Below are 24363 nucleotides of genomic sequence, written 5' to 3'. Positions count from 1 at the left end.
CTTGGCTATATGGGGGATGTCGGCACCAGCCGAAAGGGCCGCACCCCGTAATTTTCTACGGGATGCGGCCAAGATATTAAAGCGTCGGGATGCGCAGAACCTGACCAGGGTAGATTTTGTCAGGGTGGCTCAACATTGGCTTGTTGGCTTCAAAGATTTTTTCATAATGCGCGCCATTGCCCAGCGCTTTTTCCGCAACGGCCCAAAGTGTATCGCCTTTTTCAACAGTGTGGAAAGTCGGCTCGCCTTCGCCGCCTTCTACGTCGTCTTCAACGGCGGCCACACCTTCAACGTTACCCACTGCCAGAATAACTTTTTCACGCATTTCCTGGCTGGCGGCTTTGCCCGTTACGGTAACTTTGTCGCCGTCAACTTTGATGTCCAGACCTTCGGCATCAAGGCCCAGTTCTTTCAATTCGTCCTGCAGTGCCGCGCCGGACACTTCTGCCGCATCTTCGCCGCCAAATACTTTTTTGCCGGCACCTTTTACGAAATTCCACAGACCCATTTGAAAACTCCCTGAATGGATTGGTTACAAGTGGATAGTCCAACCTGTGCCACCAAGGCGCAAGAGGGAATTACGCCTCTGGCGCACCATCTGTGAACTGCAATCGCGCCAAACGGGCATAAAGCCCCCCTTTCGCGACAAGTGCCTCATGGGTGCCAGTGTCCATGATGCGTCCCGCCTCTAAGACGACAATGCGGTCGGCCTTTTTCACCGTGGCCAAACGGTGCGCCACAATCAATGTGGTGCGATCTGCGCTCAGCTCCTCGACAGCGGCCTGAACCGCACGTTCGCTCTCGGCATCTAGCGCACTGGTGGCTTCATCCAGCAACAGCACAGGTGCGTCGCGCAGAATGGCACGGGCAATGGCAATACGTTGCTTTTGACCACCAGACAGCATCACACCACGTTCACCAAGATAGCTGTCATAGCCATCTGAAAGCGAAGAAATGAATTCATGCGCAGCGGCGGCACGTGCGGCGGCTTCGATCTCGGCGTCAGTTGCGTCAGGGCGGCCAAAGCGGATGTTTTCACGCGCCGATGCGGCAAAAATCACAGGGTCTTGCGGCACCAAGGCAATCTGACGGCGAAATGCATCGCGACTCAGATCGCGCAGGTCAATGCCGTCAAAGGTAATCCGCCCCGATTGCGGATCATAAAAGCGCAAGATCACCTGGATAATCGTGGTTTTACCTGCCCCCGACGGGCCGACAAAGGCAACGGTTTCGCCCGCTTTGATTTCCAGCGTCACACCATCCAGTGCTGCCGTATCTGGGCGCGCAGGGTAGCGAAAACCGACATCCTCAAACTGGATATGACCGCGCACAGGCTCTGCCAGTGTTTGGGCCGTGGCCGGATCGGTTACCGGATCAACAGTTTCCAACAGATCAACCAACCGCTCAGTCGCCCCAGCGGCACGTTGCAGTTCTGACCAAATCTCGGACATGGCAGCGACAGCGCCAGCGACCATCACAGCATAGATCAAGAATTGCACCAATGCGCCCACGGTCATGACTTCGGCACGGACATCGCGCGCGCCAATCCATAAAACGCCGACCACGCCAGAGAACACCAAGAAGATGATAATAGAGGTCAGCAGCGCACGGGTGCGGATGCGGCGGCGTGCTGCGTCATACGAACTTTCGGTCATCTGTGCGAATTGGGCGCGGCTTGCACGTTCGTGGGTAAAGGCTTGTACAGTTTGTACCGCGCTCAGACTCTCGGAGGCATTGCCAGATGAGGCCGCAATCCAATCCTGATTTTCGCGGCTCAACACCCGCAACCGACGGCCAAGAAACAGGATCGGCAACACAACCGCGGGCACAATCAGCAACACCAGCCCCGCCAGTTTGGCCGATGTCAGCAACATCAACGCCAATCCGCCCACAAACGTCAGGAAATGGCGCAGGGCGATGGAAACAGACGATCCGATCACACTTAAGATCAAGGTGGTATCCGTGGTGATGCGGCTCAGGACCTCGCCGGTCATGATTCTTTCGTAGAACACGGGGCTCATGGAGATCACACGGTCAAAGGTCGCCTTGCGGATATCCGCAACCACACGTTCGCCCAGACGCGTCACCAACGCATAGCGCAGCGCCGACCCAATCGCCAACAAACCCGCGATCCCCAATGCAGCCAAGAAATACTGATCCAGCAACTGCGCTTCGCCGCTGTTGAACGTATCGACAACACGGCGTACCGCCAACGGCAGCGTCAATGATATCATCGCAGTTGCAACCAAAGCAACTAACGCGCCAGCCATAAGCAAACGATAAGGCCGCAAAAACGGCAACAGCGCACCAAGCGCACCAATACGGCGCGAACGCTCACGCTCTTCTGTAGTGGAAGGGGGGGGCGTCGGTGTATCCGCCATGCGCTGTCCTTTTTCAAATCTATGCAGCGCTTAGTGGCGCGGCTATGGCGCGGGGTCAAGCGCCGCAATGTCGCATCTATAGGATCAAAAAGGGGATTTTGGAGCGGGCGGAGGGAATCGAACCCTCATCTTCAGTTTGGAAAACTGAGGTCTTAACCATTACACAACGCCCGCGACCAATCATTGGGTATGACATCACGGCTGGGGCGTCAAGATGTTCAGACGTACTTCAGTGCATGAAATTTCGACTTTGGGTGCTCAATCCTCTAATACGAGGTCCATAGAGGGCCGCAACGACGCGCGACCCCCTTTAGAGTTTGAGTAAGTTAAACAAAATCAACCGTATTAAAGAACGGCATGTCGCGCAGGCGGGTACCTGTAGCGGCAAAAATCGCATTGGCCAGTGCAGCAGCGGCAGGCGGCACAGGCGGTTCCCCAATGCCGCGCACATGCGGGTTATTTTCCAAGGCACGCACTTCGATCACAGGACATTGACGCAGGCGCATCCCCTCAGAGAGGTGATAATTGTCTTGCTCCGCCTGCCCGTCCGAATAAGTAATCTCGGAGTTCATCGCATGGCCCAGTGCCCAGATCACGCCCCCCGTGGCGACATTCTCAAAGGTGACGGGATCAACCACACGCCCCACTTCTGCGGCCAGCCAGACGCGGTCAATTTTGATACCGTCATCCGTATCCGTGACCTCAACAACTTCAGCCACAGGCACTCCAAACGAGGTGACCAAGGCAACGCCGCGCCCTTTGCGCGGCCCCAACGGGCTGCCCCAGTTTGACATCTCGGCCACCGCCTCAAGAACAGCACGGGCATCTGGATCATCGGCCAAACGCAAGCGTTCTTCCATCGGGTCAGCGCCCGCCGCATGGATCAATTCATCCAGAAAGCTCTCGGCAAAGAACCCAGCTGACGATGCCCCGACAGAGCGCCAAGACGATGTCGGCGCCAGTTCCGGCACCGCATACCCCCGCACACGCAGGTTTGGCACGCTGTAACGCATGTTCCACGCGCCCGCTACAATCTGCATATCTGGTCCCGGCACAGACGACCCAAGCCGCGCCATTTGCGAGCGTGAGGATGAGACCGTTGCGATCTCCAGATCAAGCGCCGTAATCTTACCGCCCTCAAACGCGCCGCGCCCACGGGCCATGCCGATCTGGCGGGTGAAATCCTGTGTGAAATCCTCTTCGCGACGAAAGATCATTTTGACAGCTGTGCCGCGCATTTTATCCGCTACATCAACAGCAACATCGATGTTGATAAACTCTAGCCGATGGCCAAAACTCCCGCCTGCATATTGGTTATGGAAGTGGATTTGCTCCTCATCCATTTCCAGACGTTTGGCCACTCGTTGTTGCACAAACCTTGGCATCTGATGCGCCGCCCAAATATCCACACGGTCATCCGTCACTTTGACAATAGCGCTGAGCGGCTCTAGCGGCTGGTGGGCCACATAAGGCGCGCGGTATTCGGCTTCAAATACCTCTGCCCCCTCAAACGCCGCCTCTACATCGCCGTCGCTGCGCCATTCCTTATCCAAACGATCAGGCGTGAAGGACGCAGCAACAGCGGCCCAATGGTCATCTTGCTCCGCTGGATAAGGCGCTTCGGCCCAGTCAATCTCGATCTCCTCCAACGCACGAAAGGCGCGCCATGTGTTGTCGGCAACCACGGCCACGCCGTAAGGCAGAGCGACAATTTGCGACACACCGCGCATCGTTTCAGCTGCGGTTGCATCAAAGCCGCGCATGGGCGCCCCTTTGCGCGGGTTCATCCGCACCGAAGCCAACACCATGCCCTCGATGTTCAGATCAATCCCATAGGTCTGGGTGCCCGTGGATTTTGCCACAACATCCATCCGCTGGACAGGCTTGCCCACCAACCGCCACTGCGATGGATCGCGCAAGGCGACATCTTGCACAAGGTCCATCTGTGCCGCTTTGGCAGCTAAGGTGGTATAGGCCATCCGTGTGCCATCAGGCAGCACAACCGCGCCGCCTTCGGTCTTGAGATCGCTTATCGGCAAACCTGTCTCGGCAGCCGCTGCCGCTTTGAGGGTTTCGCGGGCCATTGCCCCTGCTTGGCGCAGTTTTTCATAGCTGTCTGTAACCGAACTGGACCCGCCAGTGACCTGCGCGCCCATTACTTTCATCACAGCGTCCACCGTACTACGCGCCACCCCTGCGACAAAGCTGTCATCATTGGAGCGAAACGGCACTGCTTCGCCAGCCATCGCCGTGTTGTAATAGGCCGCCGCAGGGCGCCCGTAGCTGGTGGTAACCTGATCCAGATTCACATCCAGTTCCTCGGCAATCAGCATCGCCTGCATGGAGGCAGCCCCCTGCCCCAAATCCGTATGCGGCGTGACCAGTGTGATGCCTTCGGCGTTGATCTTGACCCATGGGTTAAACACGGCATCCGCGTCAGTAGCATCCAGCGCCAACGGGTTTTCGGGATCGCGCTTGACCAGATAAGCACCAAAGGCCACACCGCCAACAATGGCAGCCGATCCAATCAGAAACGAACGTCGCGCAATTGTTTTCAACTTACCCATGGGTCAGGCTCCCTGCAGCTTGGCGGCGGCGGTTTTAACAGCGGCACGGATGCGCGGATAGGTTCCGCAGCGACATAGATTACCATCCATCGCCTCATCAATTTCGGCGTCAGTGGGAGCGGTGTTCTCGCCCAACAGGCTGGCTGCTTGCATGATTTGCCCAGATTGGCAGTAACCACATTGCGCCACTTGATGTGTAATCCATGCGTCCTGAACCGCATGCAAGGCGTCAGGCGTTCCCAAACCTTCAATGGTTGTGATTGCACCGTCGACATCCCCTGCCGCCGTTTGGCACGACCGCACCGCAACACCATCGATATGGACGGTACACGCCCCACATTGCGCAATGCCGCAACCGTATTTTACGCCAGTGATGCCCAATTCATCCCGCAACACCCAAAGCAACGGCATATCGTCTTCGACATCCACTTCATGGGATTTTCCATCTACGTTCAGTTTCATCGCCTATTCCCTCCGGAGTGTTTCTTATTTGGCCTGCATGCGTTCGATGATCTTCATCACCAACCGCCGTGGTGCCAGCGGGATGATCCAATTCACCGCAAAGCCCAATCCTGCCTCGTTCACAGTGAGTAGATCACCGCGCAACATCGCATCATAACCATGCTTCGCAACCGAAGCAGGCGTTTTAGTACCTTTCGCCAGATCGGTGCCGCGCAAATCCGCACGGTCGGCAAAAGCTGTTTCGACATAGCCGGGAGCCAGCAGCGTCACAGTCACCCCCTGTTTGCGCAGCTCATGCTCCAACGCGAGGGAGAAGCTTTTGACAAAAGCTTTGGTCGCGAAATAGACAGCCTGTAGCGGCCCCGGCATGAAACCCGCCGTAGAGCCGACATTGAGGATGCGCCCCGTACCCCGTTTGGCCATAACCCCACCGAAATGATGGCAAAGCGCCACAAGTGCCTTGGTGTTAAGGTCGATCATGCCCAGTTCATCTTCAAGGGCGCGGTCAATATGCCGTCCTTGCCCCCCAAATCCGGCGTTGTTAATCAGAATATCAATCTCAATTCCCGCATCGGTGATTTGCTTGATCAATGCGGCTGGACCCTCTGCAGCGCCCAGATCAACCGCAAACACATGCGCCTTGATGCCATGCGCCGCCGTCAACTCAGCCGCCAGTGCTTGCAATGCATCAGCTGAGCGTGCCGTCAGAACGACATCGCCGCCTTTCGATGCATGATAACGGGCAAATTCAGCGCCAATGCCCGAAGATGCGCCTGTGATAAGTGCCGTATTGGACATTGTATGCCTCCGAGCCAAAGGTTAATTAAATTCACAAATAGGTACTCCACGCCAAAAGTCAACAATCGTTGACAACACATTTCAACACAGTAGAAACACCCCATGACCAAAGCCGAGAAAACACGCGGAGCTCTGTTAAACAACGCTCGTGCGCTTCAGTGGCGGTACGGCTACTCCAACGTGACACTCCGCCAGATTGCCAAAGCGGCGGGCGTGGATGTGGCGCTGGTTTCGCGCTATTTCGGGGGCAAATTAGGGTTGTTTGAGGCCACATTAGAAGGCGCGTTTGAGTTTCCTCGGGTCGATGGGCCAGAGGACTTGGTAGATTTGGTCGTGCATCTGTTCACCAGCCATCCCCGCGACAGCCCCGAACCCACAATTCTGCATCTTCTACTGATGAACGCGCAGGACGAAGAAGTGGGGCCATTGGTACGTGAGGCGCAGCACAGTGCAATGCAAACGGGGATTGAAGCTGCCTTGGGTGACAGCCCGCGTGCCGCGCTGTTTATGGCGGCTATTTTGGGCATGACTGTTGCCGAAAAATCCATGTTCCTAAGTGGTATAGCCCCCTGCGAAAGCCCCGTATACGAGGCCCAGCTCAGGCACATGCTGAATGCTGCGATTTCTTACAAGGCCCCTACGGTTTAGTCAGCCCTGCGCGGATCGTCAGCAACCCAAAGAAGAGCAACCCCGCCAGTAGCCCCCAAACCGCAGCACCGATGCCCGCAAAACTCATCCCCGAGGCCGTGACTGCGATGGTTAAAACCGCCGCTTCGCGCCCGTGGTCATCTATCAGTGCCGCGCGCAATGCGCCTGCCATGACGTTCAACACAGCAAGCCCCGCCAACGCCCCGAACACCAGTGCCGGAACCGCAGCGGCGAAAGCGGTCAACACGCCCGCACACAGCCCGAACAGGCAATAAAACACGCCGCCCATCACCGCCGACATATAGCGCCGCTCTGGGTCGGGATCACTGTCTTCATTGGCGCAGAGCGCCGAGGTGATCGCCGCCACGCAGATTGAAAACACACCAAAAGGCGCCGCGATGATGCTGCCTGCACCAACAGTGGTCAGCAGCGCAGCAGGCGGTGGCGTGTAACCATAGCTGCGCAGGATCGCGATGCCGGGCACGTTCTGTGTCGCCATCGTCACAATAAACAACGGCACCCCAATGCTGATCGCCGCAGTGAGCGAGAACGTCGGCAGGGTCCACTTGGGCAAAGTCACCAACGCCGCACCGTCCAGCGCGGATATATCGCCCATCAAAAACGTCAGAATACCCGTCATTATCAGCGCCGCAGGGACCGCCGCCAGCTTGTGCACCAATGCGCCCACGATCCACGCGCCAATGATCGGACCAATAAAATAAGGGAGCTGGGGCAAAGCCGAAAAAGGCACAAGGCAGATCGGCAGCAACACCCCTGCCAGCATCGCCTGCGCCAGATTGGCGGGAATTGCCGCCGCCGCACGGCCCAATGGCCGAACCAGCCCCGCCGCAAGGGTCAGCACACCCGCCACAATAAACGCGCCGATGGCCGTCGAAAACCCGCCCTGCGGAGCAACACTCACCGCCAGCAACGCCGCGCCTGGAGTGGACCACGCCACACTGATCGGCATGCGGTAAAACAGGCTCAGCCCGATGGCGGCAAGGCCCATAGCCATGGCTGACGCCATCAACCCTGCCGAGGCTTGCGATGGGCTGGCCCCCACCGCGCTCAGACCTTGGATCACAATCGGGAACGTCCCGAAGAAACCCACAATCGCAACGACCAAACCCGTTGCGATATGCCTCAGGCTGATCACCCGATCAGAACTCGACTACGGCACGAATGGATTTACCCTGATGCATCAGATCAAAGCCTTCGTTAATCTGATCAAGTGTGAGCTTATGAGTGATCATCGGGTCGATCTCGATCTTGCCGCTCATGTACCAATCCACAATTTTCGGCACATCCGTACGGCCCTTGGCCCCGCCAAAGGCAGTCCCGCGCCAGACGCGGCCTGTGACCAATTGGAACGGACGGGTCGAGATTTCAGCACCCGCTGCAGCCACGCCGATGATGATGCTTTCGCCCCAGCCTTTATGCGCCGCCTCAAGCGCCTGACGCATGACTTTGGTGTTGCCGGTGGCATCAAAAGTGTAGTCTGCACCGCCTTTGGTCAGCTCAACCAAATGATCGACGATATCGCCGTCAATTTTTGTAGGGTTCACAAAATCGGTCATGCCAAAATAACGGCCTGTTTCTTCTTTGTCGTCGTTCAAATCCACGCCAACAATCTGGTCGGCCCCTGCAAGGCGCAGACCTTGGATCACGTTCAACCCGATACCACCCAAGCCAAAGACAACGCAACGCGCGCCGATCTCGACTTTGGCGGTGTTGATCACCGCGCCGATGCCCGTGGTCACACCGCAACCAATGTAGCATATTTTATCAAACGGTGCGTCTTTGCGAACTTTGGCCAGCGCAATTTCTGGCACAACCGTGTGGTTGGCGAAGGTAGAGCAGCCCATATAGTGATGGATCGGCGTGCCATCCAACATAGAGAAACGTGTGGTGCCGTCGGGCAATTGACCCCGCCCTTGGGTGATGCGGATCGCCTGACACAGGTTGGTTTTACCGCTCAGGCAATATTCGCATTCACGGCACTCTGGGGTGTAGAGCGGGATCACGTGATCACCGACCTCAAGCGTGGTCACGCCTTCCCCCACTTCCATCACAATCCCCGCCCCTTCATGGCCAAGGATGCAGGGAAAAATGCCTTCTGGATCATCCCCAGAACGGGTGAATTCATCCGTGTGGCACAATCCCGTTGCCTTGATCTCGACAAGAACCTCGCCGCGCTTTGGGCCTTCAAGGTTCACCTCCATGATCTCTAGTGGCTTTCCTGCTTCAACTGCGACAGCGGCACGGGTTTTCATCATGAGGGTTCTCCTGAAATATGTTGCAGCCAAGGGACCCTCACAGGCCCCTTTTGTCAAGCCGATCGAGAGGGGGCCATGACATCTGCCATGGCTTCGGCAAGCGGAGTCGGGATGAAATCCGGCAGGGTTGCGTGCAGCGCGCTACCATCCACACGGTGCGGCGTATTCCACAGATAGCGCATCTCGAGCACTTCGCGCATCATCGGGCTGAATACGGACATAACACGCAACAGCCACCATGGAATTTGACCCACTGTTAGTGATCGTCCCACGGCCTGTGCAACGGCGTCTTTCAATTGCGTCCCCGTCAGGCTGTAGCCCTCAAACCCGAAGCTCACAAAGGGTGCAAATGTATCGCGTTTCTCTGCGAGACCAACCATCGCCCGCGCCATATCAGGAAGATAGGCCCATGCATGCACCACATCCATACTGCCCGGATAGGTGAATTTACCACGATGGGCCTTATTGCCAATTTGGCTATCAAACCAGTTTCCGCTTTTTTCCCGCTCCAGATAATCACCGCCGCGCAGGATGATCGTGCGCAACCCCTGCTGCGCCGCATCCTCAAAACAGCGTTCCATTGTCACCCGCAATGCGCCTTTTTTGGTGGTCGGCGCAAATGCATTTGCCTCGTTCAACACCACATCGGCATTTTCACCGAAGTTATAAACGTTACCGGGGATCATCACTGTGGCCCCGCTGGCAAGCCCCGCCGCGATAATATTGGCCGTATGAGTGGGCACCAATTGGGCCCATTGCGGATAAATCGGGTTCGCCGCATGCACGATCACATCCACGCCTTGTGCGGCGCTTATGACCGCCGCACGGACGGTAACATCACACGCCACGCGGCTGACCCGTGGCATGGCGGCCCCCTGCGCGGTGCGCGTAGCGGCACGCACATTCCATCCAGCGTCTGAAAAGGCCTGCGTCGCTGCGCGGCCAAATCGCCCGTTAGCGCCAAGGATGAGAACTGTTTTAGTCATAATGTGCTCCGTTCAATGATGTTGACAGAGACTGTTTGCCTGACAATATACGCATAAATAACTGCTGTAATTTGGACTTGGTCATACAAAAATGAATAGCACAAACTTGCCATGGCATTTACTTCAGTCCTTTGCGGCCATCGCAGCGGCAGGGTCACTATCCTCGGCGGCATCCACATCTGGCAATAGCCAACCCACCCTGAGCCGCCATCTGTCGCAGTTAGAGGAGTTGCTGGGCCAACGGCTGTTTTTCAGAACGTCAACAGGATTGACCCTCACCCCCGAGGGCGCAGTGGTGCAGGCCCATGCGGAAGAAATGGCCCAAACAGCGGCAAGACTTTCCTTGGCAGGGACGCAGGCGCAAACCCTCAGCGGAACAATACGCATCACCGCAAGCCAGATCGCGGCCACCTATCTGTTGCCCGAAATGTTGGTAGGCCTGAATGCCAGCCACCCGGACTTACAAATTGAAGTTGTGGCGTCGGACCATTCCGAAAACCTGTTGCGCCGCGAAGCGGATTTGGCGGTGCGCATGTACCGCCCCACGCAGAATGATTTAATCACCAAAAAAGTCGCCGAACTACCCATCGGATTATTTGCATCCTCGGCATATGTCGAAAAACACGGCATGCCTAACAGCGCCCAAGCCTTGGGCAAGCACACGATCATCGGCTATGACCGCAGCACGTTGATCATCGACGGCATGCGCGAAGTTGGCATGCCAGTGGACCGCAGTTTTTTTGCCTTTAGGTCAGATGATCAGGTGGTGTGCTGGCGGATGGTGCTGGAAGGCATGGGCATCGGATTTGTGCCGCGTTTGGTAGGCCTGTCGCACCCTGACGTGATCCAGATTTGGCCAGACATGCCGTTGGTAAGCATGCCTGTCTGGCTCACCGCGCACCGCGAGTTGCGGATGAGTCCCCGCGTGAGGCTGACATTTGACCATCTGGCCAAATGCTTTGCAGCGCTTTAATTCGCGCTGGTTGTGTTTTCCTCAAGCAAAGCGTTATCCCCTGCAGGCAGATCAAACGTCGCCCATTCCTCACCCTCGGGCAATTCGGGGGGCGTGTCACAGGCACCACGGTGCATGTTCACTTTGGCGATAAAATGGGCTGAAATTGGCGCCGTCACAAAGAGAAAGCCCATGATCAGTAATTCCTGAATAGCGCCGCCATTAAAAACACCATTGTAGATGATGGATGCCAACAACAACGCGCCCACACCCACGGTTCCCACTTTGGTAGGCGCGTGCAGACGCGTCATGCTATCGTTGAATTTCAACAGGCCAATGGCCCCCACCAGCGTAAAGATTGCACCGACAATCAGGCAAAAGCTGACAGCGTATAGGGCGATGATTTCATAAGTCATTCGATGATGTCTCCCCGTAGGACGAACCGCGCATAAGAGACGGTGGATACAAACCCGAGCATCGCAATGATCAAGGATGCTTCGAAATAGATTCGCGTACCTTGTGACAATCCCATCAGCACGATCAGACCAATGGCATTTACCACCATGGTATCCAGCGCCAGAATACGGTCGCCCGTGTTTGGCCCGATGACAACCCGCACCATCGACATCAACTGGCACAGGCCGACGATCACAAACGCCCCCATTAGCGCATAGTTCATTAGTTCGGTTGCAAAGGTCATTTGAAAATCTCCTTCAGGCGGGCCTCATAACGGGTTTTGATGGCGTCGCGTTCCCCTTCGGGATCATCGGTGTGCAGAATGTGAACCAACAGGTAATGGCCACTTTCCGATAGATCCGCCGATACCGTTCCGGGTGTCAGGGTGATTGTGCCTGCCAGCACGGTAATCGCTTCGGGCTGGCGCAGGTCCAGAGGGATGGTGATCCAAGCGGGTTTGAGCTTGGAGTTCGGGACCGTCAGCACGATCCAAGCAACCTGGATGTTGGCAACCATAATGTCCCACAGCACCATGACGCCATAGGAGATCATCTTGCCAGCGTGTACCCCCCCTGGCCGTTCGGGCCAGAAGGCGGCGGTGATCCGTGGAATGATAATCGCCAAGATCAAACCAAAGACAGCCATGCCAGCGCTGAATTCATTTTGCAGGATGATCCACACACACACCAACAAAACGGTCAGAAGGGGGTGGGGAAAAAGCCAATGGAAAAAGCGCGCCATCTCAGTGATCCTCCGCTTTTGCGTCGTCGAGTTTACCCGGTGTTTCCAAAACGGTGCTGGAATAGTCCTCGGGGTTGATCAGTTGCGCGGCAGTTAATGTGGTAAACTCATAGACCCTTCCAGCAAAAACCGTATGCGCGACCAGCAAGGCCAGCAATCCACCGACCGCCACAAACGACAGCGGCGCGGGCACAGATCGACCTGCTTCAGGGACAGGTGCCCCATCCGATTGCGCCTTCCAGAAAATCACAGACCCTGCCCGCGAGAACCCGACAATGGTAATCAAGCTGGAGAACAGGATTACCGACCAGACCCAAACAGCAAGCCCATCGTCAAACGCGGCATTCATCACCATCAGCTTGCCCACAAAACCCGAAAGCGGCGGCAAGCCAGCGATGGCAATCGCCGCCACCATGAACATGCCCGCAACCAATGCCGCCGAAGTAATCGGCGCATCCGTGCGAAGCTCCAGATGCCCACGGCTCTGGCGGATAAGGTCAACGATCAGGAACAGCGCCGCTGCCGACAAGGTAGAGTGCACGATGTAATAGAGCGCCGAGGCGATGCTTTCTTCGGTGAACATCCCAATGGCAACCATCACCATCCCCATAGAACTGATCACAGCAAAAGCCACCAGCCTGTCCAGCTTTTTCGACGCCAGCACCCCCACGGCCCCGACAACCAACGAAACCATCGCCACGGGTAGCAACCAAGTGCCGTGCAAACCCGCGGTGACCTCCAGATCAACTGGGAAGATCAACGTATAAACACGGATGATAGCATAAGCGCCCACTTTGGTCATGATCGCAAACAGGGCGGCCACTGGCGCTGGTGCTTCGGCATAAGAGCTGGGCAGCCAAAAGTGCAACGGCACAAGCGCGGCTTTGATCGCAAACACAAGGATCAGTAGCACAGCGGCGACACGGATACCCACGCTGGCGTCAACGCTGATCATCTGCACCCGCACAGCAAGGTCCGCCATGTTGAGCGTGCCTGTTTCCGCATAGAGCGCACCAAGCGCAAATAGAAATAGCGTCGAGCCAAGCAGGTTAAACAGCACATATTGCACACCTGCACGTAACCGCGTGTTGCCGCCTGCATGGATCATCAAGCCATATGAGGCGATCAACAGGACTTCAAAGAATACAAACAGGTTGAACAGGTCACCCGTCAGGAAAGCGCCTGCAATCCCCATGAGTTGGAACTGGAACAGCACGTGGAAATGCCGCCCGCGATCATCCCATTTAGATGCAATGGAGTAGAGCAGGACAAACAGTGCCAGAACGGCCATAAGAAGCAACATCATCGTGCTCAGACGGTCCCCCACAAGCACAATCCCGAACGGGGCCGCCCAATCGCCCAATTGGTACAGCATCACAGTGCCGTCCATTGTCTTAACAAACAGCCCCAGCGCAAGCGCGATCATCGCCATCACACCCGCCACAGAGAACACCCGCTGGATGCCCATGTGATAACGCGCAGCAAGGATCAGAAACGGTGCAAGCAGCGCCGGCAAAACAACCGGCATAATCAACCAATGGGTCATACTACGTCCTCCCCACGGCCGGGTGCATCATCAATGTGGTCATCATCCGTTCCCAGATAAGCCCCCAGTGCAATCATCACCACAACGGCAGTCATACCAAAGGAAATCACAATGGCCGTCAGCACCAAGGCCTGCGGCAAAGGATCGGTATAGGTGGTTGCATCTGTCAGGATCGGCGGCGCGCCGATGGTCAGACGACCAGAAGCAAACAAAAACACGTTCACCGCATAAGTCAGCAGCGACACGCCCAAAATTACCGGAAAGGTACGCAGGCGCATTACCAGATACAAACCACCTGCTGTCAGGATGCCGATGGCGGATGCTACAAGAATTTCCATGTTATACCCCCTGCCCTTTAAGCGCTTCTTTTTCGGAACGCGCAGGGTTGATATCCATAGCGTGATCACTGTCCTTTACATGGGCGCGTCTGGCGAGGCGCGAGAAACCGTCAAGCGAGAGCATAACCGCCCCGACAACGGCCAGAAACACACCCAAATCGAACATTGCCGCTGTGGCCAGTTCAAACTTTCCAAACGGCGGGATGCGAACATAGGCGAAATCAGATGTCAGGAAAGGTTTACCCACAAACCAAGACCCGATGCCCGTCAGACCTGCGATCAGCACACCTGCGCCAATCACACCGTGGTGCGGATAGCGCTGGCGCTGTGTCGCCCAGCTATAGCCGCTGGCCATGTACTGCATCACCAGACCAATCGACGCGATCAAACCTGCAATAAACCCGCCGCCCGGCTCATTGTGGCCGCGCAAGAAGACATAGAAGGCCACCATCATAACCACAGGCAGCAAGACGCGGGTTAGCACAACCATCATCATCGGGTGCATGTCCCCCGCCAGCGGCTTGTCCGGCGTACGGTTCAACAGACGCGCACGCACAGGGCCGCCCAAAAGTGCTTCTGTCAGGGCATAGATCAAGACCGCAGCAATCCCCAACACGATGATTTCGCCAAAGGTGTCGAAGCCCCGGAAATCAACGAGGATCACGTTAACAACATTTGTACCGCCGCCGCCTTTGTAGCTGTTGGCGAGATGGAACTCTGAAATCGGTGCCGTGACCGCGTCGCGCAGCAGATAGTGATAGCTGAGCGCCATTGTCGCCAAGCCCCCTGCCACAGCAACGCTGACATCACGCACACGGCGCAAAACGGTGCTTTCAACGGGTGTTTCGTTCGGGAGGAAGTTCAGCGCCAGCAACAGCAGGATTGTTGTCACCACCTCAACCGTGATCTGGGTCATCGCCAGATCAGGGGCCGAAAAGAACACAAAACCGACCGAAACCATCAGCCCGACAATACCGATCAACACAAGCGCCAGCAGACGGTTGCGGTGCAGGAATACCATGCCTAGCGTGGCCGAGACCAACATCACCCAGCCTGCAATTTCGATTGCGCCAGCAGGTTGCACACTGCGGGTCGGTGCGCCGACTGTGCCTGTGACCCAAGCGTAACAGCCTGCAACAACCACCGTCACTGCCATCACCGCACTATAGCGCGTGAATGCGCCGTTGTGCAGCGGCAGGGTCAGGGCACGGGACAGGCGCACAGCAGCCCTGATCACCGCATCAAAGATTGTCTTGGCTTCGGGGCGCGGCACTGTGTCCCAGATTTTCAACATTGGATTGAAAAGGGCCAGCGCAACCAAACCGCCGCCGACAGCCACGATGGACATATAGAGCGCAGGCACAAAGCCGTGCCAGATTTTGAAACGGCCGTCATAGACATCGCCAACGTTGCCAATAACAGCACTGGTGATCGCCTTAACCGCTGGCTCTGCCAGAAACGGAGCCACACCAATCGCCACAACCAACACCACCAGCACCGCAGGCGGCAGCCACAGACCCGCAGGCGGATCATGGGGTTTGGCGGGGTAATCGTCACGTTTGGCACCTAGGAAAGTGTGCCCGATCAACCGGAAGCAATAGGCCGCAGAAAACAGCGAGCCAACAACGGCCATTGTGGGAACAATCCATGTATTGCCGCCCATCACCGTGTCATAGGCCTCGCCCATCATCATTTCTTTGCTGAGGAACCCGTTGAGTAACGGAATACCCGCCATCGACAATGCCGCCAATGTGGCAATCACAAAGGTGATCGGCATCAGGTGGCGCAAGCCGCCAAGACGGCGGATGTCGCGGGTGTGGGTCTCGTGGTCAATGATCCCTGCGGACATGAACAGCGCCGCTTTGAAGGTGGCGTGATTCAAGATGTGAAAGACAGCCGCCATTGCGCCATAGGTGGTGCCTGTCCCCAAAAGCATGGTGATCAAGCCAAGGTGGCTGACAGTGGAAAACGCCAACAGCGCCTTCAGATCATGTTTGAACAGCGCAATCACCGCCCCTAGAACCATAGTGATCATCCCCGCCGAGGTGACGATCCAGAACCATTCAGGCGTCCCCGACAGCACCGGCCACATCCGCGCCATCAGGAAAATCCCTGCTTTTACCATCGTGGCCGAGTGCAGATAGGCCGAAACAGGTGTCGGCGCGGCCATGGCGTGCGGCAACCAGAAATGGAACGGGAATTGTGCGGATTTCGTGAAACAGCCCATCAAAATCAGGATCAGCGCAGGAAGATACAGGTCACTGTTCTGGATCAGCTCACGGTTTTGCAAGATCACGCTAAGATCGTAGCTGCCGACGATCTGACCAAGGATCATCATACCAGCGATCATCGCAAGACCGCCCATGCCTGTCACCGTCAGCGCCATCCGCGCGCCTTGGCGGCCTTCGGGAAGGTGCTTCCAATAGCCAATCAGCAGGAAAGACGAAAGGGATGTTAGCTCCCAAAACACCAGCAAAAGTAGGATGTTGTCGGACATGACAATCCCGACCATCGCCCCTTGGAACAACAACAAATAGGTGAAAAATTCACCCATATTGTCCTCACGTGCGAGGTAATAGCGTGCATAGGTGATGATCAGCAATCCGATGCCAAGGATCAGTGTGGCAAAGAAAAAGCCCAAGCTGTCGAGCATCAGGGTAAAGTTCAGGCCCAGACTGGGAATCCAGTCCATCCGGTACATGACCAGATCACCCGCCATGACCGCAGGCAGGTTGGTCAGCAGACCGACAAAGGCCGCCAGCGTGACGGTAAATGTCACTCCCGCGCAAGAGGCGCGGCCAGCCTGGTTCATCAATCCGGGAAGCAAAGCCCCCAAAAACGGTAAGGCAACAATCAAAAGAAGGGACACACGCGCTCCATACTGTTGGGGTGCGGAAAAAACTACTCCGCAGCCTGTCGTCTCACCGCGATCAGGAATCGTGGCGAATATTACAAATAGTTTCGGAGAAACTAAAGAATTGTGCGGGCTGATACCAGACCGCACAACCAAATTTCTTTAGGGTTTCCGTTTGAAACTTAGATACAGCGCCCGCCATCCACTTCCATGCATACGCCTGTAATCATGCTTGCCTCGTCCGAGCACAAGAAGCACGCGGCATTGCCCATGTCTTCGGGTGTGGAAAAGCGGCCCAGCGGGATGGTGGACAGGAACTTGGCACGCACCTCTGGCGTATCCTCGCCCATGAACGATTGCAGCAGCGGCGTTTCACCGGCAACAGGGTTCAATGCGTTAACGCGCACACCTGCGGGGGCCAGCTCAACCGCCATGCCTTTGGTGGCGTTATTCACCCACCCTTTCGACGCGTTATACCAGCTCAGGTTCGGGCGCGGCGACACACCTGCGGTGGATGCAACATGCAACACATTCCCTGTGCCACGGGCCTTCATCAGCGGCACAATATGCTGTGTTGTCAGATAGATGGATTTGCAATTAACCGCGAACACACGGTCAAAATCATCTTCTGTCACAGTCTCCATCGGCATAGGCAAATGCGTGACACCCGCGTTATTTACCAGAATGTCGATTTGTCCCCACGCGTCCATTGCCTGTGCAGTCATCGCCTCCACGCTGGCGGCATTTGCCACATTGGTTGTGGAAACAATGGTCTGCGCACCCAGTTCTTGGGCCAGCTCTTGAGCCAATTCTGTATTCAGATCAGCGATCATCACCCGCGCACCCTCTGCCACAAATTTGCGCACAATCCCTGCACCAAAACCCGAGGCACCGCCCGTTACAATCGCTGTTTTTCCCTGCAAACGCATGGTTTATTCCTTTTGTTGACGTTTCAAAATGCGCCGCATCGGCGCGGGTATTCCAGATCAGCCGTGGTAGGCTGCAACCGTTTTGAGCGAGGTAAAGCCGTATAGCGCCTCAAACCCTTTCTCGCGGCCATAGCCCGACAGACCTGACCCACCAAAGGGCAACTCAACGCCGCCGCCTGCGCCGTAGTTGTTCAAAAACACTTGGCCTGAACGCAACGCCTTGGCCAAACGCATCTGACGCGCCCCATCACGTGACCAGATCGAAGCGACAAGCCCGTAAGCCGTACCATTGGCAATCGCCAGCGCTTCGGCTTCGTCTTCAAACGGGATAATCACCTGAACAGGGCCGAAGATCTCATCTTGTGCAAGCGCATGATCCGGTGACACATCCGCAAACAAAGCCGGCGCAACATAGGCACCGCCTGCAGGCGCATCAGCAACAACTTCGCCCCGTGCAGCAAGGTTCAGGTCAGCGCCTTTGGCGATAAACCCTTCCACGATTTCCTTTTGACGAGCAGAGACCAGCGGACCAACCGAGAGGTCAGACATGGCTGGCCCTGCCCGCAATTCGCAGTACTTCTCTGCCATGCGGCGCACGACTTCATCATAGACCCCGCGTTGCACCAAAATCCGCGAAGACGCCGAGCAAGTCTGCCCTGCGTTCTGGATACCCGCATTCACCAAAAACGGCAGCGCCGCGTCGATGTCTGCATCGTCGAACACCAACTGCGGCGATTTGCCACCCAGTTCCAGCGTCACAGGGATCACATTTTGCGATGCTGCCTGCTGGATCAGGCGGCCTGTACCGACAGAACCGGTGAAAGAAATGTGATTCACATCCGCATGTGAGGTCAGCGCCGCACCCGCCTCTGCACCTAGCCCCGACACAACATTCAACGCCCCGTCAGGCAGCCCCGCACGACGCGCCAACTCGCCAAAGGCGATGGCTGTCAGACAGGCTTCCTCGGCGGGTTTCAACACAGCCGCGTTTCCAGTGGCTAATGCCGCCCCGACTGATCGGCCAATAATTTGCATCGGATAGTTCCACGGGATGATATGCCCCGTAACACCATGCGCTTCGCGGATTGTATAGACAGTATAGCCGTCCAGATACGGGATCGTCTGGCCATGCAACTTGTCCACGGCCCCTGCGTAGAATTCCATATAACGCGCCAGCGCCACCACATCGGCACGGGCCTGAGTAATCGGCTTGCCGACGTCCAGTGCTTCCAACTCGGCCAATTCGTCGATGTTCTCTAAAACCAGCGCCCCGATTCTTTGCAGGATACGCCCCCGCTCAACCCCAGTTGTGCGCCCCCATGGACCTTCAAACGCCGCACGGGCCGCAGCTACAGCGCGGTCCATATCTTCGGCACCGCCACGCGCGATTTCGCATAGCGTGCTACCATCCGAGGGGTTCAACAGCGGCAAAACCTGCCCGCTGGCACAGGGTGCCCATGTACCGTCAATCAGGCAATGTGTGGGATCAATATTCAGCGGGCGCAATGGCATAGGGACTGTCCTTAGGAAGAGATTTCCGCGGAGATTGACAATAGAAGCGCCCAAAGGCAAGACGTCAGGCCGCGTAAATCCCGTTTCCCGACATTATCTAAGCCCTTACAATTCTACAAAAGATGACGCAGCATCTCGAACAAAGACCCCGAAGACGATATTCTCAATTTACTATAGAGGTTGCGGCGGTGCACCTTGACCGTCTCACGCGAGATATTCAGCATTTGCGCGGCAGAGCCATTGGAATGCCCCAGCAAAACCAACCCCGCAATCTGCGCCTCTCTGCGCGTCAACCCTGCCTGAAATGCCTCATTCGCTTCATTCAGGATAAGTTCATGCAAAGCGCTGACGCGGGTCTGCTCTTGTGGTGAAACACCCGCCAGCGGCAATGACCGGCCATGGCTGACCAGCAATTCCAACAAAATCGGGCTGTAATCCTGAAGACATTGTATTTCACGACGGCGATATTGCCCGCTCCGCTCCAGACGGCTGAAGGACAAGTGCACGACAGACCCGCAAGACAGCGGGGCAAGCAGCCCCACCTCATCCAACAGGCGGGTTTCTTTGAAATACTTGTAGAAATACTCGCTTGAGAAAAACCGATCCGGCGCAATATCACAAAGACGGTACAGCCCGCCCTGCGTTGGCACATCAGTAAACTGGTAAAACGGATCAAGGCGGTACGCCCGATCCAGATATTCGCCCAACACATGCGGCGGCGTCGCGCCCAGCCGTTTCCACGTGCCGAGCAATGTTGGCGCATTGCCCGCATCAAATCGCATCATCAGGAACGTATCGAAATGTAATCTGCCTCTGAGAAGCTTCCTGAATGAGGTGAAGAAAGAATCGCTTCCAACCGAGGCCATCGCATGACGCAGGCGAAAAACGTCCCGATGAGAGAGTTCCTGCACTAAAATTACCCCCTAATTAAAGCGATTTTAAAAAAAACTACCTGATCGGGGTTATTTTTCATAGCCTAAACTAATTTGATCATGTTTACTGGAATCTCTGCTATCACAGCATATTGCCTTGATACTGGAACAGGGGACACAAATTTGACCACAGCGATACACGCCCGCAACCTGCGCAAGGTTTATCCCGGCAACCCGCCTGTAGAGGCATTGGCCGGCGTCGATCTTGAGATTGGCGACAACGAGTTTTTCACCCTTCTTGGCCCGTCAGGCTGTGGCAAAACCACAATGCTGCGGCTGATCGCAGGGTTCGAACATCCCACGGGAGGCACGCTGGAGATGTTCGGCAAAGACCTGCTGGACTTGCCCCCATATAAACGCCCGATCAACACCGTATTCCAAAGCTATGCCTTATTCCCCCACCTGACAGTGGCACAGAACATCGCTTTTGGTTTGGAAATGCTGGGCAAACCAAAAGCCGAGATTAAAGCCACCGTTGATGAGATGATGGAACTGGTGCAGATGACCGCAATGGCGGATCGCCAGACCAGCCAGATTTCTGGTGGCCAGCAGCAGCGTGTGGCCCTTGCCCGTGCATTGGCACCCAAACCGCGTGTATTACTGCTGGATGAGCCGCTCAGCGCGCTGGATTTCAAGCTGCGCAAAGAGATGCAGTTGGAACTGAAGCGCCTCCAGACTGAAACCGGCATTACCTTTATCTTTGTCACCCATGACCAAGAAGAAGCCCTGACCATGTCAGACCGCATCGCGGTTATGGGTGGTGGTTCGATCCGCCAGATCGGTTCCCCACGTGATATCTATGACCGCCCTGCTGAACGCTTTGTGGCGGATTTCATTGGGGATACCAACTTCCTGCCCGCGCAGATCAAATCTGTCGAAGGGGATGTGGCGCAGGTATTGCTAGCCTCTGGCAAAACCGTCACCGCGCATCTGCCCGAAGGTGTTGCACGCGAAGGTGCCGTGACCCTTGCCGTACGCCCCGAGCAAGCAAGCCTGACCACCTCTGAAACCGGTCTGTTGAGCGGCATGATCGACAATATCGTCTATTTCGGCACCGACACCCATGTGCATATGACGCTGGAGGACGGCACCACCTTTGTTCTGCGCCAGCAAAACAGCGCGGATTCGACATTGGAATACGAAAAGGGAGACCGTGCCGCTGTACGCTTTGGTGCGAATGTGGCTCAGGTTCTGAAGGATTGATGCATGGCTGATCTGTCCACAACTGTCGCCAAACGCGCATCGCGCACCCGCTGGATGCTGCTTGCGCCTGCGTTAATCATTCTGGTCCTTGCAGCCAGCGGCCCGTTGCTGATCACCTTGGTGTATTCCTTTCTGACGCCCGGCGATTATGGCGGGGTGGTTTGGAAATTTTCCACCGACGGCTGGTTCAACGTTTTTGCGCAGCGCGATATTTTCGATGACACCTTAGGGTGGTCGGATGCACATCTGAGCATCTTGTGGCGGTCGATCAAGCTTTCACTGATGACAACGTTGGCCTGCCTGTTCTTTGGCGTTCCCACCGCATATTTCATCGCTACACGCCCGAAACAACAGCGCGACATGTGGATGTTGTTGATCATGATCCCGTTCTGGACCAACCTGTTGATCCGCACCTTTGCGATCCTCGAATTGATCCGCAATGAAGGCACTATCAACACGCTTCTGCTGTGGCTGGGTATTATCGATGCGCCGATCCAGATGCTCTATACCGAAGGTTCGATCCTGCTGGGTATGCTCTATGTTTATCTGCCCCTGATGGTTCTGCCCGTCTATGCGTCAATGGAGCGGCTGGATTTCAGCCTCGTCGAGGCGGGCTACGATCTTTATGCGACGCGTTTTCAGGTGTTGCGCCGTGTGATTATGCCGCTGGTAAAACCGGGTGTGATCGCGGGTTCCATTCTGGTGTTTGTCCCATCGCTGGGCGCTTATGTGACACCGCGTGTGATGGGCGGCGGCAATCAGTTGATGCTGGGCAACCTGATCGAACTGCAATTCGGCCAAGGCCGCAACTGGCCTTTGGGGGCTGCGCTGTCGATCACGTTGCTGGTTATCGTTATGGTCGCACTGATCTTCTATGTGCGCACCGCTGGCAAAGAGGATGCACATCATGGCTAAACACGGTTTTGACATCAAGAAACAGACAGGTTTTGGCACTATTGCAATCGCCTGTTTCATCCTGCTCTACACACCAATCTTTTTGCTGATCATCTATTCCTTCAACTCGGGCACCTCCATCGCAGCATGGGAAGGTTTTTCGTGGCGCTGGTATGTTTCGGCATGGGAGAATGAACAGGTCCAAGACGCAACTGTCAGATCCCTAGTGATTGCCTTCTGGGCCTCAGCCATTGCGACAAGCGTTGCTGTGATGGCAGCCCTTGCAACCACTCGCACGCCCAAGTTCAAAGGCCAGACAGCGGCATTTGCTATGATCAACCAGCCCCTGATGGTGCCTGAGATTGTGACAGCGGTTGCCTTGTTGATCCTGTTTTCAGTGATCAAAGTCGCCACAGGCTATACGGGACTGCTGTACCTGATCATCGCTCACGCGGCTTTTTGTATCCCCTTTGCCTACCTGCCAATTCGCGCACGGCTGCAAGGCATGGACCTAAGCCTTGAGCAAGCAGCGGCTGATCTCTACGCTTCGCCGTTTTTGGTGTTCCGCCGCGTGACCCTGCCCCAACTTTGGCCCGGTATCCTTGCGGGCGCGATGCTGGCTTTTGTCATCTCTCTGGATGATGTAGTTATCACCGAATTCGTGAAATCCGCTGGCCAAGACACGCTGCCGACCTACATGCTGGGCCAGTTGCGCCGCGTGATCACGCCGGAAATCAATGCGATTTCTACTGTTCTACTAGGTATTTCGGTCTTTATGGTCGTTGCCTTTACACTGCTCAGCAAAATACGAAATTAAAAACCAACAGGAGTTAAAAATGAAAAAGACAGTCACCGCACTTGCGCTTGTTCTTGCAGGCCCCGCCTTTGCCGAAGGTGAATTGAACCTCTACAACTGGGGCAACTACACCTCGCCCGAGATGATCACGAAGTTCGAGGAAGAGACCGGCATCAAGGTCACGATCACCGATTATGACAGCAACGATACCGCGCTGGCAAAAATCAAAGCAGGCGGCCACGGGTTTGATATTGTTGTGCCGTCCGGCACATATGTTCCGATCTTCATCAAAGAAGGCCTGCTGATGGAAAGCAAGCCGAACGAGATGGAGAACTTTAAAAACGTGGACCCACAGTGGGTAGACGTAGAGTTTGATCCGGGCCGCAACTATACCGTGCCGTGGCAGTGGGGCACCGTTGGTGTGACCGTGAACACCAAAACCTACACAGGCGACATCAACACCGCAGCCGTCGTATTCGACCCGCCAGAAGAGCTGAAAGGCAAGATCAACGTCACACCAGAAATGAATGACGTGATGCAAATGGCGATCCACTATGTTGGCGGCGAACAATGTACAGCGGACAAAGAAGTCCTGATGAAAGTCCGTGACGTGCTGACAGCAGCCAAACCACACTGGCTGTCCATGGATTACGGCATGATCGAGAAATACGCTGCGGGCGATGTCGCTGCTGGCACCAACTGGAACGGTGCCTCTATGCGCGCACGTGTGCAAAACGCCGACATCGCATTCGGCTATCCCCAAGAAGGCTTCTCTGTTTGGATGGACAACGCGGCAATTCTGGCAGACGCCAAAAATGTCGATGAGGCAAAAACCTTCCTTAACTTCATGATGGACCCTGAAAACGCGGCGATGCTGTCTACCTTTGCGCGTTATGCAAATGGTATTGTCGGATCAGAAGAGTTCATGGCCGAAGACCTGAAAACAGCACCAGAAATCGTTGTTCCAGCCGAGCTGAAAGGCGCTGCCTATATCGCCAGAACCTGCCCACCAGAAGCAAGCAAGCTCTACACTGCGATCTGGACAGAATTGCAGAAGTAAGCGAAGATAAAGCCAACCAACAGCCCCGCAAT

General features: G+C 55.9%; 23 protein-coding genes and 1 tRNA gene. 6 read left to right on the top strand and 18 right to left on the bottom strand.

Features of this window, described 5'->3' with window-relative positions:
• Positions 1-76 precede the first annotated feature (76 nt).
• From lysM to GGR95_RS05255, 6 genes are all read right to left on the bottom strand, one after another.
• The gene (gene lysM / locus GGR95_RS05280; protein ID WP_184563519.1) at positions 77-508 is read right to left on the bottom strand and encodes a peptidoglycan-binding protein LysM; all 432 of its coding nucleotides are present in this window, start codon (positions 506-508) and stop codon (positions 77-79) included.
• Positions 509-578: 70 nt separating this feature from the next.
• Positions 579-2381: an ABC transporter transmembrane domain-containing protein gene (locus GGR95_RS05275; RefSeq protein ID WP_184563517.1), complete on the bottom strand. Its 1803-nt coding sequence runs from the start codon at positions 2379-2381 to the stop codon at positions 579-581.
• Between the two features lie 99 nt (positions 2382-2480).
• Positions 2481-2555, bottom strand: a tRNA-Gly gene (locus GGR95_RS05270).
• Positions 2556-2707: 152 nt separating this feature from the next.
• Positions 2708-4948: a xanthine dehydrogenase family protein molybdopterin-binding subunit gene (locus tag GGR95_RS05265; protein ID WP_184563515.1), complete on the bottom strand. Its 2241-nt coding sequence runs from the start codon at positions 4946-4948 to the stop codon at positions 2708-2710.
• A gap of 3 nt (positions 4949-4951) precedes the next feature.
• On the bottom strand, positions 4952-5410 hold the full coding sequence (locus tag GGR95_RS05260; RefSeq protein WP_184563513.1) for a (2Fe-2S)-binding protein: 459 nt from the start codon (positions 5408-5410) through the stop codon (positions 4952-4954).
• A 24-nt stretch (positions 5411-5434) separates the two neighbouring features.
• Positions 5435-6208: an SDR family NAD(P)-dependent oxidoreductase gene (locus GGR95_RS05255; protein WP_184563511.1), complete on the bottom strand. Its 774-nt coding sequence runs from the start codon at positions 6206-6208 to the stop codon at positions 5435-5437.
• 102 nt (positions 6209-6310) lie between these two features.
• On the opposite strand from GGR95_RS05255, the gene GGR95_RS05250 reads away from it, so the two are divergent.
• Positions 6311-6856 carry a TetR/AcrR family transcriptional regulator gene (locus GGR95_RS05250; protein ID WP_184563509.1) on the top strand — a complete coding sequence of 182 codons (546 nt, stop codon included), beginning with the start codon at positions 6311-6313 and terminating at the stop codon, positions 6854-6856.
• On the opposite strand, the gene GGR95_RS05245 is transcribed toward GGR95_RS05250, so the two are convergent.
• Genes GGR95_RS05245 through GGR95_RS05235 form a run of 3 tightly spaced genes read right to left on the bottom strand, consistent with a single transcriptional unit; the run spans position 6846 to position 10118 of the window.
• On the bottom strand, positions 6846-8012 hold the full coding sequence (locus GGR95_RS05245) for a benzoate/H(+) symporter BenE family transporter (protein WP_343042082.1): 1167 nt from the start codon (positions 8010-8012) through the stop codon (positions 6846-6848). The two genes, GGR95_RS05250 and GGR95_RS05245, sit on opposite strands and share 11 nt — an antisense overlap.
• A 4-nt stretch (positions 8013-8016) precedes the next feature.
• Positions 8017-9129, bottom strand: a complete 1113-nt coding sequence (locus GGR95_RS05240) for an S-(hydroxymethyl)glutathione dehydrogenase/class III alcohol dehydrogenase (protein WP_184563725.1) — start codon at positions 9127-9129, stop codon at positions 8017-8019.
• A 56-nt stretch (positions 9130-9185) separates the two neighbouring features.
• Entirely contained in the window at positions 9186-10118 is a 933-nt protein-coding gene (locus GGR95_RS05235; protein WP_184563507.1) for an NAD-dependent epimerase/dehydratase family protein, read from the bottom strand.
• Between the two features lie 91 nt (positions 10119-10209).
• Here GGR95_RS05235 and GGR95_RS05230 point away from each other — a divergent pair, with 91 nt between their 5' ends.
• On the top strand, positions 10210-11091 hold the full coding sequence (locus tag GGR95_RS05230) for a LysR family transcriptional regulator (protein WP_184563505.1): 882 nt from the start codon (positions 10210-10212) through the stop codon (positions 11089-11091).
• Here the strand turns inward: GGR95_RS05230 and mnhG are convergent.
• The 9 genes from mnhG to GGR95_RS05185 all read right to left on the bottom strand — a co-directional run bounded on the left by mnhG (position 11088) and on the right by GGR95_RS05185 (position 20231).
• Positions 11088-11486 carry a monovalent cation/H(+) antiporter subunit G gene (gene mnhG, locus GGR95_RS05225; protein WP_184563503.1) on the bottom strand — a complete coding sequence of 133 codons (399 nt, stop codon included), beginning with the start codon at positions 11484-11486 and terminating at the stop codon, positions 11088-11090. The genes GGR95_RS05230 and mnhG overlap by 4 nt on opposite strands.
• Entirely contained in the window at positions 11483-11770 is a 288-nt protein-coding gene (locus tag GGR95_RS05220; protein WP_184563501.1) for a K+/H+ antiporter subunit F, read from the bottom strand. Before GGR95_RS05220 ends, mnhG begins: the two co-directional genes overlap by 4 nt.
• Positions 11767-12267 carry a Na+/H+ antiporter subunit E gene (locus GGR95_RS05215; RefSeq protein WP_184563499.1) on the bottom strand — a complete coding sequence of 167 codons (501 nt, stop codon included), beginning with the start codon at positions 12265-12267 and terminating at the stop codon, positions 11767-11769. Before GGR95_RS05215 ends, GGR95_RS05220 begins: the two co-directional genes overlap by 4 nt.
• 1 nt (position 12268) lies before the next feature.
• Positions 12269-13813 (bottom strand): monovalent cation/H+ antiporter subunit D, encoded by a 1545-nt coding sequence (locus GGR95_RS05210; RefSeq protein WP_184563497.1) that lies wholly within the window; start codon positions 13811-13813, stop codon positions 12269-12271.
• On the bottom strand, positions 13810-14151 hold the full coding sequence (locus tag GGR95_RS05205) for a Na+/H+ antiporter subunit C (RefSeq protein WP_184563495.1): 342 nt from the start codon (positions 14149-14151) through the stop codon (positions 13810-13812). The genes GGR95_RS05210 and GGR95_RS05205 overlap by 4 nt, the downstream gene beginning before the upstream one ends.
• A 1-nt stretch (position 14152) precedes the next feature.
• Positions 14153-17020: a monovalent cation/H+ antiporter subunit A gene (locus GGR95_RS05200; protein ID WP_184563493.1), complete on the bottom strand. Its 2868-nt coding sequence runs from the start codon at positions 17018-17020 to the stop codon at positions 14153-14155.
• Positions 17021-17187: 167 nt separating this feature from the next.
• Positions 17188-17934: an SDR family oxidoreductase gene (locus GGR95_RS05195; RefSeq protein ID WP_184563490.1), complete on the bottom strand. Its 747-nt coding sequence runs from the start codon at positions 17932-17934 to the stop codon at positions 17188-17190.
• A 57-nt stretch (positions 17935-17991) separates the two neighbouring features.
• Positions 17992-19446 (bottom strand): aldehyde dehydrogenase family protein, encoded by a 1455-nt coding sequence (locus GGR95_RS05190; protein WP_184563488.1) that lies wholly within the window; start codon positions 19444-19446, stop codon positions 17992-17994.
• 113 nt (positions 19447-19559) lie between these two features.
• Entirely contained in the window at positions 19560-20231 is a 672-nt protein-coding gene (locus GGR95_RS05185) for a helix-turn-helix transcriptional regulator (RefSeq protein WP_246423287.1), read from the bottom strand.
• A gap of 270 nt (positions 20232-20501) precedes the next feature.
• On the opposite strand from GGR95_RS05185, the gene GGR95_RS05180 reads away from it, so the two are divergent.
• From GGR95_RS05180 to GGR95_RS05165, 4 genes are read left to right on the top strand one after another with little or no spacing between them, the layout of a single operon-like run.
• Positions 20502-21581 (top strand): ABC transporter ATP-binding protein, encoded by a 1080-nt coding sequence (locus GGR95_RS05180; RefSeq protein ID WP_246423286.1) that lies wholly within the window; start codon positions 20502-20504, stop codon positions 21579-21581.
• A 3-nt stretch (positions 21582-21584) separates the two neighbouring features.
• Positions 21585-22496, top strand: a complete 912-nt coding sequence (locus tag GGR95_RS05175; RefSeq protein WP_184563484.1) for an ABC transporter permease — start codon at positions 21585-21587, stop codon at positions 22494-22496.
• Positions 22489-23292 (top strand): ABC transporter permease, encoded by an 804-nt coding sequence (locus GGR95_RS05170; RefSeq protein ID WP_184563482.1) that lies wholly within the window; start codon positions 22489-22491, stop codon positions 23290-23292. Before GGR95_RS05175 ends, GGR95_RS05170 begins: the two co-directional genes overlap by 8 nt.
• 19 nt (positions 23293-23311) lie before the next feature.
• Positions 23312-24331, top strand: coding sequence for an ABC transporter substrate-binding protein (locus GGR95_RS05165; RefSeq protein ID WP_184563480.1), 1020 nt, complete (start codon positions 23312-23314; stop codon positions 24329-24331).
• Positions 24332-24363 lie beyond the last annotated feature (32 nt).

This window comes from Sulfitobacter undariae, assembly GCF_014196805.1.
GTDB lineage: Bacteria > Pseudomonadota > Alphaproteobacteria > Rhodobacterales > Rhodobacteraceae > Sulfitobacter > Sulfitobacter undariae.
This window is presented reverse-complemented; position numbering and strand designations above follow the sequence as displayed.